Genomic DNA, 17017 nt, shown 5'->3' with positions numbered 1-17017 from the left:
CCGGCGTCCTGCCGGGTTACCCACGGATTCAAGCCTGCGTTCGGCCAGCGTGGTTTAACGGGGCGCCTGAGATCAAAAGCAGATCAAGATCAAGGTCAAGGGCGACTCGCTTCGCATCGTGGTTACCGTTTGGCGCTGCTGAGTTGTGTAGATGCCTATGCCCCGATGGCGGTAGTCCAGTCAATATCTTCAGCGACTGACACTCCGCTATCGGGGGCAAGCCCCCTCCCACATGGGGTTCAGTGTTTGCCGTTATCTATTTGCCGAGCTTGCGCAGCTCGTCCGACTCTACGACCCGCACGCCATCCTGCTCTTCCAGCGCCAGGCGCCACAGCGCGCGGGCCAGTTCGCACACTTCGATACCGTGGTACTTGCCCGGAATCAACCGAGACAACGGCCCGGCCAGTTGTTCGGCCAGGCGCGGTTCGAGTCGTTCGCCCAACAACAACGATGGCCGCGCGATGGTCAGTTGCGGCCAATCCTGGGCTCGCAATGCCTGTTCCATTTCGCCTTTGACCCGGTTGTAGAACACCGAGGATTTCGGGTCGGCGCCAATCGCGCTGATCACGATCAGGTGCCGTGCGCCCAGTTCCCGAGCGCGCTTGGCGAAGGCCACCACCATATCCAGGTCGACCGCACGAAACGCCGCTTCGGAACCGGCCTTCTTGATCGTGGTACCCAAACAGCAGAAGGCGATATCCACCCGGCCGCTCAGTTGAGGCAGGAACACTGCAGGGTCGCCTACCGGGTTTTCCAGGCGTGGGTGTTCAGCCAGTGGTTTACGGCTGGGTGCCAGGACGCGGGTGACGGTGGGTTCGTTGAGCAGGCGGTCCAGCAAGTGTTCGCCGGTGAGGCCGGAAGCACCGGCCAGTAAGATATGCTGCGGTGTCAGGTACATGGTGTTTCCCCCTTGTTACACGTTACAGCTTAGTTGCCTTTGGCTTCCTTGCTATTCATTGAGACGCTTTCTAGCGCCTTTCGTGCCTGCTGTTTACGTAATAGTTGCCAGTGGGCGATCACGCCCTTGGGGGCCCAGATCTGCGGTTCGGAGGCTTCGAAATTGTCCGCCTGTTCGCGTTCGGCCACGTGCAGTTGTGCCAGTTTGAAGGCCTGTTGCAAATCGTCCGTTTGGTTGAAAGCCTGTGCGAAAAGGGCATCACCGAAGTAGGTAAAGTCCGCTTCTTCCGAGCAGCCGAACGACACGCGATCCGCGCGTGAGGCGGTCATGATCAGCGTGCGCTCATCTTTCAATGCCGGGATGAAGCCGCCGGAGTAGCAGGCGGAAATCACGATGATCTTGTCGCGGTTTTTCAGTGGCGCGAGCACCGCTGCCAGTTCATCGGCCGGCAGGTCGGCCAGTTCCATGCGCGGCTGGTCGAGCACCAGTTCGTGTTCGTGGGTGCCGTGGCTGGTCATGTAGATGAACACCAGGTCTTCCGGCCCGCTGCGCTCGGCCAGGGTTTGCACGGCCCGGCGTAGGTTCTCGCGGGTGGCCATGGGCCGGTCGGCGATATGGTCGCGGTGGTTGACCAGGCGAATCTGCCCATGGGCACCGAAGCGGGTGGCGAGCATGTTGCTGACGTAATCGGCTTCGCGCAGGAACACGCTTTGCTTGCCGTCGCCGGCCAATGCCAGGGTGTACAGCTCGACGGCGGACGTGGACGCGGGGACGGCGGCGAGGGCTTCGGCCAGCAGTTGGCCCTGGGCCAGGACGCCGATTTCCAGTGGGTCGGGCAGCAGCTTGCCCTCGGCGTCGCGCACGCGCATGCCGTTGACCCAGGTGCCGGCCTGTACCGTACCGTCGGTCAGCACCAGCGTGCCGCGACCCTGGTAGCTGTCGCTGTCAAAGCCGCCGATATAGAAGCTGCCATCGGTAAGGTTCAGGCGACCTTCGCCGCTGAAGCGCCAGTCGTTGAACTGGCCGACGTAATGGCTGCCATCGACGCCGATCAGTTCGCCCTTGCCGCTCAGGGCACCTTCCTTGAACTGGCCGATCCAGACGTCGCCGTCGGCGTTTTCATAGCGCCCCTTGCCGTTGAGCTGGTTCTGTTGGAACTGGCCGACGTAGATATCGCCATCCGCGCTGTTGAACGTGCCGTTACCTTCCAACTGGCCATCGACGAAGTGGCCGCTGAACTGATTGCCGCTGTCGTCGTTGCGCTGGCCTTCGCCATTGGGTTTGCCGTGGGCGAATTGGCCCTGGTATTGGCTGCCGTTGGCCAGCTCCAGGCGCCCGAGGCCGGAATACTGGTCGTCCTTGAATTCGCCGCGATAGGTCATCTGCCCCTCTTTGAGGGTGCCTTCGCCGTTGCGTCGACCGTTCTTGAACCCGCCCACGTAACTGCTGCCCGCCGTGGTCAGGCTGCCCTGGCCATCGAACAGGCCTTGCTTGAATTGACCTTTGTAGACTTCGCCGTTGCTGCCATGCCATTCGCCCTGACCATGCCACTGGCCTTTATGGAACTCGCCGGCGTACCAACTGCCGTTGGGGTAGTCGACGCGCCCCTGGCCTTGCAGCAAGCCGTCGACCACATCGCCCCGGTAGCGGCCGCCATCGGGCAGGCGCGCATCGGGCGGCAACAGCGATTCGCCATCTCCGCAAGCGGTGAGCAACAGGGCAAGGGCAAGGGGAGCGAGTGGGCGCATAGCGGGATCCGGATAATTGAGCGCCGAGTATGCCGCAGCTGCGCGTTTCATACATAAATTTACATACACTGTGGCAAGGTTTGTTGCCTCGCCACAGGCAACGTCCTACACGAAGCAGAGTGACAATGACTCAGCGATGTAAGCCGGCTTTTCCTGACCTTCGATTTCCAGGGTGGCGGTGGCCTTAAATAGCCATTGGCCAGGTTTTTTCTCGTGGACGTCGGTGAGGGTGACATTCAGGCGCACCCTGGAGTCGACCTTCACCGGCTGTATGAAGCGCACACTGTCCAGGCCGTAGTTGATGGCCATCTTCAGGCCCTCGGGCATGATCAGGATGTCCTCCATCAGCTTGGGCATCAGCGACAGCGACAGGAACCCATGGGCGATGGTGCTGCCGAACGGGGTTTGCGCGGCCTTGGCCGGGTCGACGTGGATAAACTGATGATCGCCGGTGGCCTCTGCGAACAGGTTGATGCGCGCCTGGTCGATGGTGAGCCATTCGGAACGTCCCAGTTCCTTGCCGACATAATCGTTGAGCTGCGCTACGGGTACATAGGGCATTGCGTTTCTCCTGGGTTCATCATTTTTATCCCCGCTGACGAGGGGTTTTTTATGGGATACAGAGAACCAATGTAGATCATCATGGGCAATCGACGCGGTCAACCCAACATGCTTTTGGCGAATGCCGGAGCATAGGGCGGGCGTGCTTATAATGCGCACGAACTTTGAGGGGGCAGAGAGGATGTTGTTACGTGGCCTGACCTGGCTGGTGCTGTTTCAATTGATCGGCACTGCGCTCAACCATCTGCTGTTGCCGGTATTGCCGGGGCCGATCATCGGCCTGCTGCTGATGCTCGGCTTCCTGATCTGGCGCGGCGAAGTCAGCGAGCCGCTGAGCCTGGCGGCCGGCAGCCTGCTGCGCTATTTGCCGTTGCTGCTGGTGCCGCCGGCCGTGGGCGTGATGGTGTATGCCAGGGACATCGTTGCCGACTTCTGGGCTATCGTCGGCGCGCTGCTGCTGTCGCTGGTCATCGCGATGGGGGTTGTCGGCGTGCTGATGGAACGGTTGGTCCGGCGCAAGGAGAAGGAACAATGATGTTCGACTGGCAGGGCGCCTGGACGGCCGTCATTCATCACCCCTTGTTCGGCATCGGCATTACCCTGGGCGCTTATCAACTGGTGTTGGCGGCTTTCGAGAAAACCCGCTGGATCTTCCTGCAGCCGGTGCTGGTCTCCATGTTGCTGGTGATTGGCGTGTTGCTGATCTGCGGCCTGGACTACACCGAATACCGCAAGAGCACCGAGATCATGGGCATTCTGCTGGGGCCGGCGACGGTGGCCCTGGCGGTGCCGCTTTATTTGAACCTGCGACGGATTCGCCAATTGTTCTGGCCGATTTTTACTACGCTGGTGATAGGCGGCGTGTTGGCCACCGGCCTGTGCGTGTGGTTGGGCTGGTGGTTCGGTGCCGAGCACAGGGTGCTGATGACCATGGCGCCCAAGTCGGTGACGTCGCCGATTGCGATGTTGGTGGCCGAGCAGATCGGCGGGGTGGCGGCATTGGCTGCGGTGTTCGTGCTGATCACCGGGGTGGCCGGCGCGATGATCGGCCCGGCGTTCCTGTCGCGCCTGGGTGTCTACAGCCCCGAGGCGCGCGGCATGGCCCTGGGCATGACGGCCCACGCGGTCGGCACCTCGGTGGCCCTGCAGGAAAGCGAAGAATGCGGCGCCTTCGCGGCGCTGGCCATGAGTTTGATGGGCGTGGCCACGGCAGTGTTCCTGCCGCTGGCCGTGTCTGTGATCGTTTAAACCGGGTTTAAGGAAACCTTTATGAGTCTGGCGCTGTTTCCACTCAACACCGTGCTGTTCCCTGGGTGCACCCTCGATTTGCAACTGTTCGAGGCGCGTTACCTGGACATGATCAGTCGCTGCATGAAAAAGGGCGAAAGCTTCGGTGTGGTGTGCATCCTCGATGGCAAGGAAGTCGGCCTGGCCCCGGATGGCTATGCGCTGATCGGCTGTGAAGCGCTGATCCGCGACTTTAAACAACAGGATAATGGCCTGCTGGGGATTCGCGTCGAGGGCGGGCGGCGTTTTCGCGTGCGCGATGCCGAAGTCCAGAAGGACCAGTTGCTGGTGGCCCAGGTGCAATGGCTGGAGGAACTGCCGGACCAGCCGCTGGAAGAAGAGGACGCCGACCTGCTGGCGCTGCTGCAGGCGTTGGCCGAGCACCCGATGGTCGCGTCGCTGGATATGGACGCCCATGCCGAGGGGCAGCAGGCCCTGAGTCATCAGCTGGCGTACCTGCTGCCGTTCACCGAGGCGGATAAAGTCGACCTGCTGCAACTCGACGATCCGCAACAGCGGCTGGATGCGATCCAGATGTTGCTGGATGAATTGCAGGGTGAATTGTTCCCCTGAGATTCGGAATGCTCTGACGCGGGTATCAGACTTTGTTTCGTCGTTTTCAGGGACGTGGACTGCACTATTTTCCGATCACACCCCAATGATCGGAGATCACCATGATTCAGCTGACACCCTCGGAACAAGTGGCCTGGGACGCGTATTTCGTCAGCGTCACCACCCAGTTACTCCAGAACGATCCCGCGCGCGGCGCGCAATACATCGCCGAGCGCGCCGCCGACCTTGCCGATGAAATGCTGTTGGAGCGACGCGAGCGCTGTGTTGAACGGCGCAGCGCGTCGGTGGACTGGATCGGCCCGGCCAAGGGTCAGTAGGCGTACCTGAGCAACGCGTGGGACGTGCCGGTAAACGCGATAAAGCCGAGCACCGCCACGATCACCGGCAATACCAGCCACCAGGCTTTTTGCGTCATCGGCGGCAACGGGCTGCGGTATTGAATGAGGGTGAGGCTCAATGCGCACACGCTCATCGCCAGGAGCGTGCCGGCCAGGATATCCGTGGGCCAGTGAGCGCCCAGGTACACCCGCGACAACGCTATGAACGCCGCAGGTATGCAGCCCAGCAGCAGCCAGGTCAGGCGCAGTCGCGTGGGTTGGCCTCGGCCGGCCAGTACCGCCAGGGCCAGGAAGAACGCAAACGCGCCGGAGGCATGGCCGCTGGGCATGCTGAAACTGGTGAGCGGGTCGGTGAGGATTTCCGGGCGGCCACGGGCGAAGAAGAGCTTGGTGCCAGTATTGATCACGGCGGCGCCCGCCAGCGTGGCGCCGACGAAGATGGCATGACGCCACTGTCGCGCCAGCAACAACAGGCCGGTAAACACCGCGCTGGCGACGAACATTTTCTTGAATTCGCCCAGCTGGGTGATCCGTACCATCACCTCGTCGAGCCACGGGCTGCGATGTTCCTGCACCAGTGCGCTCAGGCCGTGGTCGAAATCGTTGAGATGCGGGTAGCCGATAAACAGTGCGACCAGCAACGTCAGGCTGGCGCAGCCGATCCACAGGGTGGCGCGACGATGGCCGCGCAGGCTGCTGTTCAAGCTCAGCCCCAGCAGTGCCGCCAGGCAGGCCGCGACAATCGCCGCTTCCGGCCAGAAACCTTCGGGCAGGGGCAAGCGGAACGCCGCCCCGGCAGCCCAGCCCGGCAACAGATACGCCACTGACCAGCCTGCCGCCGCGATAACGCTGACGATCGCAAAGCGCGGGAACGGCATGTCGCACATACCGGCGACCATCGGCAGCATGGGCCGCAACGGCCCGATGAAACGCCCGACCAGCAGGCTGGCGATGCCGTACTTATGGAAGTAGGTTTCCGCACCGTTCATCCACTCGGGATGATGGCGCAGGCCGGGCAGGCGCCGGATGTTCTGGTGGAAATGCCGGCCCAGGTAGTAGGACACCCCGTCGCCCAGTAAACCGCCGAGGAAGCCCAGCAACAGGGTCTCACTCAACGACAACGCGCCGCTGCCGGCCAGCGCGGCAATCGCAAACAGCAGCACCGTGCCCGGCACGATCAGCCCGGCGATGGCCAGGCATTCCACGCACGCGACGATAAACACCGCCACGGCCAGCCATTGTGGGTTAAGGGTCAGCCAGCCGGTGATGCTATCGAGCCATTGGCCCATACAATCCACTCCATCTCTGTAATGCATATGCTCAAACGCTGATGATCAACGGTGGGAGCCGCTGTGCTGCAAGCATCATCCAATCAAAAAATAATCGCGGCCTTCGACCTGCCCGCGCCGCAGCGGGTTCCGTGTGCAATAAGGCGCATAGCCAGCATCGACGAAGCGGTACATCAAGTGCTCATCGCGCCCACTGGGAATGCCCAGCCGTGTGGTCTGGATAATCTGCGTGGGCACCTGGCCCACGTCCTCGACATACAACCGTTCCTGATCGAAGCGCTTGGCATCCCACATCGGTACTTTCAGGCCGAGCGCCTTGCACAGCAGCGTCTGGCCCGCACAGAGTTTCTGCGAAGGACGCGGGCTGCCGTCGGGGTTGGGGTTGTTCAACAGCATGTGCGCCAGGCTCGCCGGCCCGGACCTCTCATCGACCCAGGGATAGGCCGATTTGATCAGCACGGCATTGCCCGGGCCATGGGCGCTGAAGTTCAGCGAATCACCGCCACGGGCGCAGTACATGTAGATATGCCCACCATCCAGAAACAAAGCCTTACGTTTTTCTGTGTAACCGAGTGAGGCGTGACTGCCTTTTTCGGCCACGTAATAGGCTTCGGTTTCAATAATCCGCGCTGAAAGCCAGATTTGGCCGACACGATGACGAATGACTTTGCCGAGCAATTCTTGCGCGAGCAGCTGGGCGTCGCGGTCGAAGAAGCTGTCGGGGAGGGCGCTGGCGGGGCGTTCGGGCGTGATGGTGGACATAACGTTCAGGGTTATTACGGCTAAATGTGACGGAATCATAACAACTCTCACCTTAATTACCGCTGAACCCCAGGTTTTTACAGTTCATTTCGACCATCCGCCCCTCACCGCTGTCAGTCAGGCGGCGTCACAGCTATAATCTGCCGCTTTCCTCTTTGCCAAGACTTCCTGACCCATGACTGAGTCCGTTCTTGACTACATGACCCGCCTGGGTCGCGCTGCCCGTCAGGCCTCGCGGTTGATCGCCCGTGCGAGCACCGCGCAGAAGAACCGTGCCCTGCTGGCCGCCGCCGATGCTCTGGATGCTGCGCGCTCCGAGTTGGCCGCCGCCAACGAACAGGACCTGGCCAACGGCCGCGCCAATGGCCTGGAGCCGGCCCTGCTGGACCGCCTGGCACTGACCCCGGCGCGTATCGACGACATGATCGAAGGCTTGCGTCAGGTGGCCAAGTTGCCTGACCCCATCGGTGAAGTTCGCGATATGCGTTACCTGCCGTCCGGCATCCAGGTCGGCAAGATGCGCGTGCCCCTGGGCGTGATCGGCATCATCTACGAGTCGCGTCCGAACGTGACCATCGACGCCGCGAGCCTGTGCCTGAAGTCAGGCAACGCCACCATCCTGCGTGGCGGTTCCGAGGCGATCCATTCCAACCGCGCCATCGCGGCCTGCATCCAGCAAGGCCTGGCCGTGGCCGAGTTGCCCGCCGAAGTGGTGCAAGTGGTGGAAACCACCGACCGCGCCGCCGTTGGCGCGTTGATCACTATGCCGGAATTCGTCGACGTGATCGTGCCACGCGGTGGCAAGGGCCTGATCGAGCGCGTCAGCCGCGACGCCAAGGTGCCGGTGATCAAGCACCTGGACGGCGTGTGCCACGTATACATCGACATCGCCGCCGACCTCGACAAGGCGATCCGCATCGCCGACAACGCCAAGACCCATCGCTACGCGCCGTGCAACACCATGGAAACCCTGTTGGTGCACGCCGGCATTGCCGAGCGCGTGCTGCCGCCGCTGGCGGCCATCTACCGCGACAAGGCTGTGGAATTGCGCGGTTGCGAGCGTACCCGTGCGCTGCTGGGCGCGGACGTGATCGAGGCCACCGAGCAGGACTGGTACACCGAATACACCGCGCCGATCCTGTCGATCCGCATTGTCGACGACCTGGACCAGGCCATCGAACACATCAACACCTACGGCTCCAAGCACACCGACGCCATCGTCTCCGAGCATTTCAGCGATGCCCGGCGTTTCCTCACTGAAGTGGATTCCGCTTCGGTGATGATCAATGCCTCGACGCGCTTTGCCGATGGTTTCGAGTACGGCCTGGGGGCGGAAATCGGCATTTCCACCGACAAGCTCCACGCACGCGGCCCGGTCGGCCTGGAAGGCCTGACCAGCGAGAAGTACGTGGTGTTCGGCGACGGTCATGTGCGCACTTGATGGCTAAACGCATCGGGCTGCTCGGCGGTACTTTCGACCCCGTGCACATCGGCCATTTGCGCAGTGCCCTGGAAGTCGCGGATGCCCTGGCGTTGGACGAGGTGCGCCTGATGCCCAATTTCCGGCCGCCCCACCGCGATACGCCGCAGGTGTCCGCGCAGCAGCGCCTGGAAATGGTGCGCGTTGCGGTGGAGGGCATAGCACCGCTGGTGATGGACGATCGCGAGCTCAAGCGCGATAAACCGTCCTACACTGTCGACACCCTGGAACTGATGCGCGCCGAGTTGGCCGCCGATGACCAGGTGTTTCTGCTTTTGGGCTGGGACGCATTTTGCGGCCTGCCCTCTTGGCACCGCTGGGAGGAACTCCTCCAGCATTGCCACATCCTGGTTCTGCAACGCCCGGATGCCGACAGCGAACCGCCGGATGCCTTGCGCAACCTGCTGGCCGCGCGGTCGGTAAGTGACCCCTTGGCCCTGACCGGGCCGAACGGGAATATTGCATTCGTCTGGCAGACCCCGCTTGCGGTGTCCGCCACCCAGATCCGTCAACTGCTGGCCAGCGGTAAGTCGGTACGTTTCCTGGTGCCTGACGCGGTCCTGGCCTACATCGATGCGCACGGGCTTTACCGTGCGTCGAACTGAAAAGGCGCGCTTGAATGCACGAAAAATCGTGCAGCGAGCGCCCGAACATACGAGCAAAACGAGTTTTATATGACGAACAAAGACGTAAGCAAAGTTAAGCGCAAAGGCACCTTCAAAAGCGCACCGCTGCCGGTAGAAGCCCACGTTGGCCCGGAACTGGCCGGTGAAGAGTTGGTAAAAGTCGCCGTGGCGGCCCTGGAAGACGTCAAGGCCCAGGACATCCAGGTGCTGGACGTACGCGACAAGCAGAGCATCACCGACTTCATGATCATTGCTACCGGTACCTCCAACCGCCAGATCGGCGCGATGCTGGACAAGGTTCGTGAAGCCGTCAAAGCCCAGGGCGTAAAGCCGCTGGGTGAAGAAGGCAAGGGCGACAGCGACTGGGTACTGCTGGACATGGACGACGTGATCGTTCACATGATGACCAGCAACGCCCGCCAGTTCTACGACCTGGAGCGTCTGTGGAAAGGCGCCGAGCAGAGCCGTGCGGCGGATGGCAAGCACCACAGCCCGGAAGTGGGCCACGCGCACTTCGACAAGCTCAACAAAGACCAGGAATAAGGAACGGCTGTGCGCCTGCGTCTGATCGCTGTCGGTTCACGCATGCCCAAGTGGGTGGAAGAGGGCTGGCACGAGTACGCCAAGCGTCTGCCTGCCGAGCTGTCGCTTGAACTGGTGGAAATACCGCTCAATACCCGGGGCAAGAACGCCGACGTGGCGCGCTTTATCCGTCAGGAAGGCGAAGCCATGTTGGCCAAGGTCGGCCCCAACGAGCGCATCGTCACCCTCGAAGTGCACGGCAAGCCCTGGAGCACCGAGCAGTTGGCGGTGGAACTGGACCGCTGGCGCCTGGACTCGCGCACCGTCAACTTCATGGTCGGCGGCCCCGAAGGGCTGGCGCCGGAAGTCTGTGCGCGGGCCGATCAGCGCTGGTCGCTGTCGGCGCTCACGCTGCCGCACCCGTTGGTAAGGATTCTGATCGGTGAACAGCTGTATCGCGCCTGGACAGTTCTGTCCGGGCACCCTTATCACAAATAATCTGCGCCATAGCCGATGACCCAGCCGATCCGCATCAAGGACCACGAGAAGGACGCACGTCTTGTACGCGCGCGCGTGGTGTTTGGCGCGATCATGGTGGTGGCATTGATTGGTGTGCTGATCGCCCGTCTGTATTACCTGCAGGTGATCCAGTACGAGTATCACTCCACCTTGTCGGAAAACAATCGGGTGCATGTGCAGCCGATCCCGCCGACCCGTGGGCTGATTTTCGACCGCAATGGCGTGGTAGTGGCGGATAACCGGCCCAGTTTCAGCCTGAGCATGACCCGCGAGCGTTCCGGCGACTGGCAGCAGGTGCTCGATGTGATTGTTGAAGTGCTGCAGCTGACGCCGGAAGACCGGGTCATTTTCGAGAAACGCATGAAGCAGGGACGCCGGCCTTTCGAGCCGGTGCCGATTCTGTTCGAGTTGAACGAAGAACAGATCGCGCGGATCGCGGTGAACCAGTTCCGCCTGCCGGGCGTGGAAGTGGTGGCGCAGTTGGTGCGGCATTACCCGCAGGGGCCGCACTTTGCCCACTCGGTCGGCTATATGGGGCGCATCAACGAGAAAGAGCTCAAAAGCCTCGATCCGGTCAATTACAGCGGCACCCATCACATCGGCAAAACCGGCATCGAGCGTTTCTACGAGCCCGAACTGCACGGTCAGGTGGGTTACGAAGAAGTCGAGACCAACGCCCGTGGCCGCGTGCTGCGCGTACTCAAGCGCACCGACCCCTTGCCGGGCAAGGACATCGTGCTGAGCCTGGACATCAAGTTGCAGGAAGCCGCCGAAATGGCGCTGGGCGGTCGTCGCGGTGCGGTGGTGGCGCTGGACCCGAAGACCGGCGAAGTCCTGGCCATGGTCAGCCAGCCGAGTTTCGACCCCAACCTGTTCGTGACCGGCATCAGCTTCAAGGCCTACGCCGAATTGCGCGACTCCATCGACCGGCCGCTGTTCAACCGGGTGCTGCGCGGCCTGTATCCGCCGGGGTCGACCATCAAGCCGGCGGTGGCGATTGCCGGCCTGGATTCGGGGGTGGTCACCGCCTCGAGCCGGGTCTATGACCCCGGCTATTACATGCTGCCCAACTACGATCACAAATACCGTAACTGGAACCGCTCCGGTGACGGCTATGTCGACCTGGACACCGCCATCATGCGCTCCAACGACACCTATTTTTATGACCTGGCCCACAAGCTGGGGATCGATCGCCTGGCGGCCTACATGGGCAAGTTCGGCCTCGGCCAGAAAGTCTCCCTGGACATGTTCGAAGAGTCTCCCGGCCTGATGCCCTCGCGCGAATGGAAGCGGGCGACGCGCCGCCAGGCGTGGTTCCCCGGCGAGACTCTGATCCTCGGCATCGGCCAGGGCTACATGCAGGCCACTCCGCTGCAACTGGCCCAGGCAACTGCGCTGGTGGCGAACAAGGGCGTGTGGAACCGGCCGCACCTGGCCAGGACCATCGAAGGCGAGAAACCGGTGGATGAGAACCCGATCCCCGACATCGTGCTGCGCGACCCGTCCGACTGGGCCAAGGTCAATCACGGCATGCAGCAGGTGATGCACGGCGCTCGCGGCACCGCACGCAAGGCGGCGCTCGGCGCGCAATACCGCATCGCCGGCAAGAGCGGTACCGCCCAGGTGGTCGCGATCAAGCAGGGTGAAAAATATGACCGCTCCAAGGTGCAGGAGCGCCACCGCGACCACGCCTTGTTTGTCGGCTTTGCCCCTGCCGATGACCCGAAAATCGTGGTGGCGGTGATGGTGGAGAACGGCGAGTCCGGTTCCGGTGTGGCTGCGCCTGTGGTGCGCCAGATCATGGACGCCTGGCTGCTGGCCCCCGACGGCAAGCTCAAGCCCGAATATGGCGGCCCCCCTTCCAGCCCCGAGGTTACGGCCCGTGAAGAGTAATTTTGACCGCATCCTCTCCAGTGAGGATGTGATGCGTCGCCGTGCGACGTTGCTGCAACGCATGCACATTGACGGCCCGTTGCTGGTGCTGCTGCTGATACTGGCGGCCGGCAGCCTGTTTGTGCTGTATTCGGCCAGCGGCAAGAACTGGGACCTGCTGATCAAGCAAGCGTCGTCGTTCGGCCTGGGCCTGTTGTCGATGGTGGTGATCGCCCAGCTCGAGCCGCGGTTCATGGCGCGCTGGGTGCCGCTGGGCTATGTCGCCGGGGTGTTGCTGCTGGTGGTGGTGGACGTGATGGGGCACAACGCCATGGGCGCGACCCGCTGGATCAACATCCCGGGGGTGATTCGCTTCCAGCCGTCGGAATTCATGAAGATCCTGATGCCGGCCACCATCGCCTGGTACCTGTCCAAGCGCACCTTGCCGCCCCAGCTCAAGCATGTGGGGATCAGCCTGATCCTGATCGGCGTGCCGTTCATTCTGATCGTGCGCCAGCCGGACCTCGGCACCTCGTTGCTGATCCTGGCGGGGGGCGCGTTCGTACTGTTCATGGGCGGCCTGCGCTGGCGCTGGATTCTCAGCGTGCTGGCCGCTGCCGTGCCGGTGGCGGTGGCCATGTGGTTCTTCTTTATGCACGACTACCAGAAGCAGCGGATCCTGACGTTCCTCGACCCCGAAAGCGACCCGCTGGGTACCGGCTGGAACATCATCCAGTCAAAGGCCGCCATCGGTTCCGGCGGCGTGTTCGGCAAGGGCTGGCTGCTGGGGACCCAATCGCACCTGGACTTTTTGCCCGAAAGCCACACCGACTTCATTATCGCGGTGATGGGCGAAGAGTTCGGCCTGGTAGGCATCTGCGCGCTACTGCTGATCTATTTGCTGTTGATCGGGCGCGGGCTGGTGATTACCGCGCAGGCGCAGACGCTGTTCGGCAAGTTGCTGGCCGGCAGTCTGACCATGACGTTTTTTGTTTACGTTTTCGTCAACATCGGTATGGTCAGTGGCCTGTTGCCGGTGGTTGGGGTGCCGTTGCCATTCATTAGCTACGGCGGAACTTCGCTGGTGACATTGCTGTCAGCGTTTGGGGTTTTGATGTCGATTCATACGCATCGCAAATGGATCGCTCAGGTTTGAATAAGGTGAAGATGTCAATGCAAGTAATGCGCGGCTGGGCCACTCGGCATGCGTCCTGGATGGGCCTGATCGGGCTGCTGGGCGCAACGCAGGAGGTGCAGGCCGGTGACTACGATGGCTCACCCCAGGTCGCCGAATTCGTCGGTGAGATGACCCGCGACTACGGTTTCGCCGGTGAACAGCTGATGGGCGTGTTCCGCGAAGCGCGCAAAAAGCAGGCGATCCTCGACGCCATCTCGCGCCCCGCCGAGCGGGTCAAGCAGTGGAAGGAATATCGTCCGATGTTCCTCACCGACGCCCGTGTGGCCCGGGGCGTGGACTTCTGGCGCCAGCACGAGGCGGTACTGGCGCGCGCCGAGCAGGAATATGGCGTGCCGGCCCAGGTCATCGTCGCGATCATCGGCATTGAAACCTTTTACGGGCGCAACACCGGCAGTTACCGGGTGATCGACGCGTTGTCGACCCTGGGCTTCGATTACCCGCCGCGTGCCGAGTTCTTCCGCAAGGAGCTGCGCGAATTCCTGTTGCTGGCCCGCGAAGAACAGGTCGACCCGATGACCCTCAAGGGCTCGTACGCCGGGGCGATGGGCTTGCCGCAGTTCATGCCGAGCAGCTTTCGCGCCTACGCGGTGGATTTCGACGGCGACGGGCATATCAATATCTGGAGCAACCCCGACGATGCCATCGGCAGCGTGGCCAGCTACTTCAAGCGCCACGGCTGGGTCGGCGGAGAACCGGTGGTTGTGCGCGCCGATGTGACGGGCGAGCGTGCCGATGAAGGCCTGACCCAGGGAATCGACCCGGTGAAGACCGTCGGGGAGTTGCGAGCGCTGGGCTGGTCGAGTCAGAATGCGCCACGCGATGATATGCCGGTGACGGCGTTCCGCCTTGAAGGTGAAAATGGCCCGGAATACTGGATGGGCCTGAAGAATTTCTACGCAATCACGCGTTATAACCGCAGTGTGATGTACGCCATGGCCGTGCATCAGCTGTCAGACGAGCTGGTTCAAGCACGGGGCAACAAGTAATGCGGGTATCGCCGTTCAAAAAACCGCTCAAGCTGGTGGCGTTCGCCGCGTTGTCCCTGCTGATCGCCAGTTGCTCCACGACACCGAATCGAGCGCCGGCCAAGAAGGCCGGCGGTGCGGTGGTTCGCGCCCAGCCGGGCCTGGACATCAACCGTGCGCACAAGGACGGCGCGCCGTGGTGGGACGTGGATGTGTCCAAGATCCCGGATGCCACGCCAACCCTGCACTCCGGCCCCTACAAGGCCAACCCCTATACCGTGCTGGGCAAGAATTACTTCCCGCTGCAGGAATCCAAGACCTACGTGCAGTCGGGCACGGCGTCCTGGTACGGCACCAAGTTCCACGGCCAGAACACCGCCAACGGCGAAGTGTATGACCTGTACGGCATGAGTGCGGCGCACAAGACCCTGCCGCTGCCCAGCTACGTGCGCGTGACCAACCTGGACAACAACCGCACCGTGATTCTGCGGGTCAACGACCGTGGGCCGTTCTATTCGGACCGGATCATCGACCTCTCCTATGCCGCTGCGAAGAAACTCGGTTACGCCGAAATCGGTACCGCGCGGGTGAAAGTCGAAGGCATCGACCCGGCGCAGTACTGGGCCCAGCGTGGCAAGCCGGCGCCGTTGATGCTCAACGAGCCGCAAACCCCACAACCGCAAGTGACGGCGTCGACCGGCAAGATCGAACAATGGACACCGCCGCCGGCGCAGCATGCTCCGGATACGGTGGTCGTGCCCCATGCGGCGCCCGGCGCCTCCAAGGTGGGCGGGCAGTACCTGCAGGTGGGCGCTTTCGCCAACCCGGATGCGGCAGAACTGTTAAGGTCCAAGCTCAGCGGCATGGTCAGCGCGCCAGTGTTCATCAGCTCCATCGTGCGTAACCAGCAGACCCTGCACCGAGTGCGTATGGGGCCGATCGGCTCGCCGAGCGAGGTTGCGCAAGTGCAGAACAGCGTACGCCTGGCTAACCTGGGGCAGCCCAGCGTAGTGACTGCGGAATAAGGCAATACAGGATTGACGGTCCAGGTGCGTGCGCGTGCCCGGGCCCTGGTTGTTGGCTCGTTGAACAATAAAACCCAGGGGCAAGGGGTGAGCGGGCAACCGAACACGTGACAGCCTGGAAGCGGGCTGTCTGAATAGTTTTGCCCGCGAGGGCAAGTTTCCATAAGCAATTTCGAGAGACGGATGAACATCACCACCTTAGCCAAACGTACGTGCCTGCTTATCTCGCTGATCATCACCCCGGCCGCCTGGGCGGTTGAGATGGTGCCGGCTTCCCCGCAACTGGCCGCCAAGGCCTGGGTCCTCATGGATGCCGCCAGTGGCAACGTGCTGGTCGAAAGCGGTGGTGACGTGCGCCTGCCGCCTGCCAGCCTGACCAAACTGATGACCGCCTACATCGCGACCCTGGAAATCCGTCGCGGCCAGATCGGCGAGAACGATCCGGTAACCGTCAGCGAAAACGCCTGGCGTACCGGTGGTTCGCGGATGTTCATCAAAGTCGGCTCGCAAGTCACGGTCAGCGACCTGCTGCACGGCATCATCATCCAGTCCGGTAACGACGCCAGCGTGGCCCTGGCCGAACACATCGCCGGCAGCGAAGATGCGTTCGCCGACATGATGAACAAGACGGCCGGCGACCTGGGCATGACCAACAGCCACTTCATGAACCCGACCGGCCTGCCGAACCCTGAGCATTATTCGTCGGCTCACGACATGGCGATCCTGGCCCGCGCGATCATCCGTGTCGACCCGGTGCACTACGCCATCTACTCCCAGAAGGAATTCTTCTGGAACAACATCAAGCAGCCTAACCGCAACCTGTTGCTGTGGCGCGACAAGACCGTCGACGGCCTGAAAACCGGCCACACCGACGAAGCCGGCTACTGCATGGTGTCGTCCGCCGTACGTGATGGCCAGCGCCTGATCGCCGTGGTCTTCGGCACCAACAGCGAGCAGGCCCGTGCGGCCGAGACGCAAAAGCTGCTGACCTACGGCTTCCGCTTCTTCGAAACCCAGACCTTCTACCAGAAGGGCACCGAGCTTGCGACCGCGCCGGTATGGAAGGGCGCGACCTCCCAGGTCAAGGCCGGCCTGGCCGATGACCTGACCCTGACCATGCCTAAAGGCCAGCTGAAAAAGCTCGCCGCCAGCATGACCCTGAACCCGCAACTGGTTGCGCCAATCGCCAAGGGTGATGTGATCGGCAAGGTTGAAGTCAAGCTCGAAGACAAGGTGGTGCACAGCGCCGACCTGATCGCACTGGACGCCGTCGACGAAGGTGGTATCTTCCGCCGCGTGTGGGATAGCATCCGTCTATTCTTCTACGGCTTGTTCAACTGATTGTGTGCACCTG

At 62.2% G+C, this 17017-nt stretch carries 18 protein-coding genes; 13 read left to right on the top strand and 5 right to left on the bottom strand.

Annotated elements, in window-relative coordinates:
- Positions 1-256: 256 nt before the first annotated feature.
- From BFP96_RS18305 to BFP96_RS18295, 3 genes are all read right to left on the bottom strand, one after another.
- Positions 257-898, bottom strand: a complete 642-nt coding sequence (locus BFP96_RS18305) for an oxidoreductase (RefSeq protein ID WP_065886828.1) — start codon at positions 896-898, stop codon at positions 257-259.
- Between the two features lie 29 nt (positions 899-927).
- Entirely contained in the window at positions 928-2646 is a 1719-nt protein-coding gene (locus BFP96_RS18300; protein ID WP_065936757.1) for a C13 family peptidase, read from the bottom strand.
- Between the two features lie 105 nt (positions 2647-2751).
- Complete coding sequence (locus BFP96_RS18295; protein WP_065886830.1) at positions 2752-3207, bottom strand: MaoC family dehydratase; 456 nt, start codon at positions 3205-3207, stop codon at positions 2752-2754.
- Positions 3208-3388: 181 nt separating this feature from the next.
- Here BFP96_RS18295 and BFP96_RS18290 point away from each other — a divergent pair, with 181 nt between their 5' ends.
- The 4 genes from BFP96_RS18290 to BFP96_RS18275 all read left to right on the top strand — a co-directional run bounded on the left by BFP96_RS18290 (position 3389) and on the right by BFP96_RS18275 (position 5384).
- The gene (locus BFP96_RS18290; protein ID WP_065936756.1) at positions 3389-3742 is read left to right on the top strand and encodes a CidA/LrgA family protein; all 354 of its coding nucleotides are present in this window, start codon (positions 3389-3391) and stop codon (positions 3740-3742) included.
- A complete protein-coding gene (locus BFP96_RS18285; protein WP_065895162.1) occupies positions 3739-4455 on the top strand; it encodes an LrgB family protein in 717 nt (238 codons plus the stop codon). Before BFP96_RS18290 ends, BFP96_RS18285 begins: the two co-directional genes overlap by 4 nt.
- Before the next feature lie 21 nt (positions 4456-4476).
- Positions 4477-5067: an LON peptidase substrate-binding domain-containing protein gene (locus BFP96_RS18280; protein ID WP_065886833.1), complete on the top strand. Its 591-nt coding sequence runs from the start codon at positions 4477-4479 to the stop codon at positions 5065-5067.
- 101 nt (positions 5068-5168) lie between these two features.
- Positions 5169-5384: a hypothetical protein gene (locus BFP96_RS18275; protein WP_065936755.1), complete on the top strand. Its 216-nt coding sequence runs from the start codon at positions 5169-5171 to the stop codon at positions 5382-5384.
- On the opposite strand, the gene BFP96_RS18270 is transcribed toward BFP96_RS18275, so the two are convergent.
- Together BFP96_RS18270 and BFP96_RS18265 are read right to left on the bottom strand one after the other, a co-directional pair.
- Positions 5378-6694: a bifunctional DedA family/phosphatase PAP2 family protein gene (locus BFP96_RS18270; RefSeq protein ID WP_065895164.1), complete on the bottom strand. Its 1317-nt coding sequence runs from the start codon at positions 6692-6694 to the stop codon at positions 5378-5380. The two genes, BFP96_RS18275 and BFP96_RS18270, sit on opposite strands and share 7 nt — an antisense overlap.
- Before the next feature lie 75 nt (positions 6695-6769).
- Positions 6770-7456 (bottom strand): DNA-3-methyladenine glycosylase, encoded by a 687-nt coding sequence (locus BFP96_RS18265; protein ID WP_065936754.1) that lies wholly within the window; start codon positions 7454-7456, stop codon positions 6770-6772.
- 175 nt (positions 7457-7631) lie between these two features.
- Here BFP96_RS18265 and BFP96_RS18260 point away from each other — a divergent pair, with 175 nt between their 5' ends.
- From BFP96_RS18260 to BFP96_RS18220, 9 genes are all read left to right on the top strand, one after another.
- Positions 7632-8897 carry a glutamate-5-semialdehyde dehydrogenase gene (locus BFP96_RS18260; RefSeq protein ID WP_065936753.1) on the top strand — a complete coding sequence of 422 codons (1266 nt, stop codon included), beginning with the start codon at positions 7632-7634 and terminating at the stop codon, positions 8895-8897.
- Complete coding sequence (gene nadD, locus BFP96_RS18255) at positions 8897-9541, top strand: nicotinate-nucleotide adenylyltransferase (protein WP_065886838.1); 645 nt, start codon at positions 8897-8899, stop codon at positions 9539-9541. Before BFP96_RS18260 ends, nadD begins: the two co-directional genes overlap by 1 nt.
- A gap of 69 nt (positions 9542-9610) precedes the next feature.
- On the top strand, positions 9611-10105 hold the full coding sequence (gene rsfS / locus BFP96_RS18250) for a ribosome silencing factor (RefSeq protein WP_003176298.1): 495 nt from the start codon (positions 9611-9613) through the stop codon (positions 10103-10105).
- A 9-nt stretch (positions 10106-10114) separates the two neighbouring features.
- Positions 10115-10582: a 23S rRNA (pseudouridine(1915)-N(3))-methyltransferase RlmH gene (rlmH, locus tag BFP96_RS18245; RefSeq protein WP_003176297.1), complete on the top strand. Its 468-nt coding sequence runs from the start codon at positions 10115-10117 to the stop codon at positions 10580-10582.
- A 15-nt stretch (positions 10583-10597) separates the two neighbouring features.
- The gene (mrdA, locus tag BFP96_RS18240; RefSeq protein ID WP_065886839.1) at positions 10598-12496 is read left to right on the top strand and encodes a penicillin-binding protein 2; all 1899 of its coding nucleotides are present in this window, start codon (positions 10598-10600) and stop codon (positions 12494-12496) included.
- A 31-nt stretch (positions 12497-12527) separates the two neighbouring features.
- On the top strand, positions 12528-13631 hold the full coding sequence (rodA, locus tag BFP96_RS18235) for a rod shape-determining protein RodA (RefSeq protein WP_057724897.1): 1104 nt from the start codon (positions 12528-12530) through the stop codon (positions 13629-13631).
- Between the two features lie 17 nt (positions 13632-13648).
- Positions 13649-14659 (top strand): lytic murein transglycosylase B, encoded by a 1011-nt coding sequence (gene mltB / locus BFP96_RS18230; RefSeq protein ID WP_065895168.1) that lies wholly within the window; start codon positions 13649-13651, stop codon positions 14657-14659.
- Positions 14659-15663 (top strand): septal ring lytic transglycosylase RlpA family protein, encoded by a 1005-nt coding sequence (locus BFP96_RS18225; protein WP_065895169.1) that lies wholly within the window; start codon positions 14659-14661, stop codon positions 15661-15663. The genes mltB and BFP96_RS18225 overlap by 1 nt, the downstream gene beginning before the upstream one ends.
- A 183-nt stretch (positions 15664-15846) precedes the next feature.
- Positions 15847-17004: a D-alanyl-D-alanine carboxypeptidase family protein gene (locus BFP96_RS18220; RefSeq protein ID WP_065895170.1), complete on the top strand. Its 1158-nt coding sequence runs from the start codon at positions 15847-15849 to the stop codon at positions 17002-17004.
- Positions 17005-17017: the final 13 nt, after the last annotated feature.

Origin of the sequence: Pseudomonas sp. 34 E 7 (assembly GCF_900005715.1) — a bacterium.
In the GTDB taxonomy this organism is placed as follows: Bacteria; Pseudomonadota; Gammaproteobacteria; order Pseudomonadales; family Pseudomonadaceae; genus Aquipseudomonas; species Aquipseudomonas orientalis_A.
Note: the sequence above shows the minus strand (reverse complement) of the source record. Positions and strands in the feature narration are given on the sequence as shown.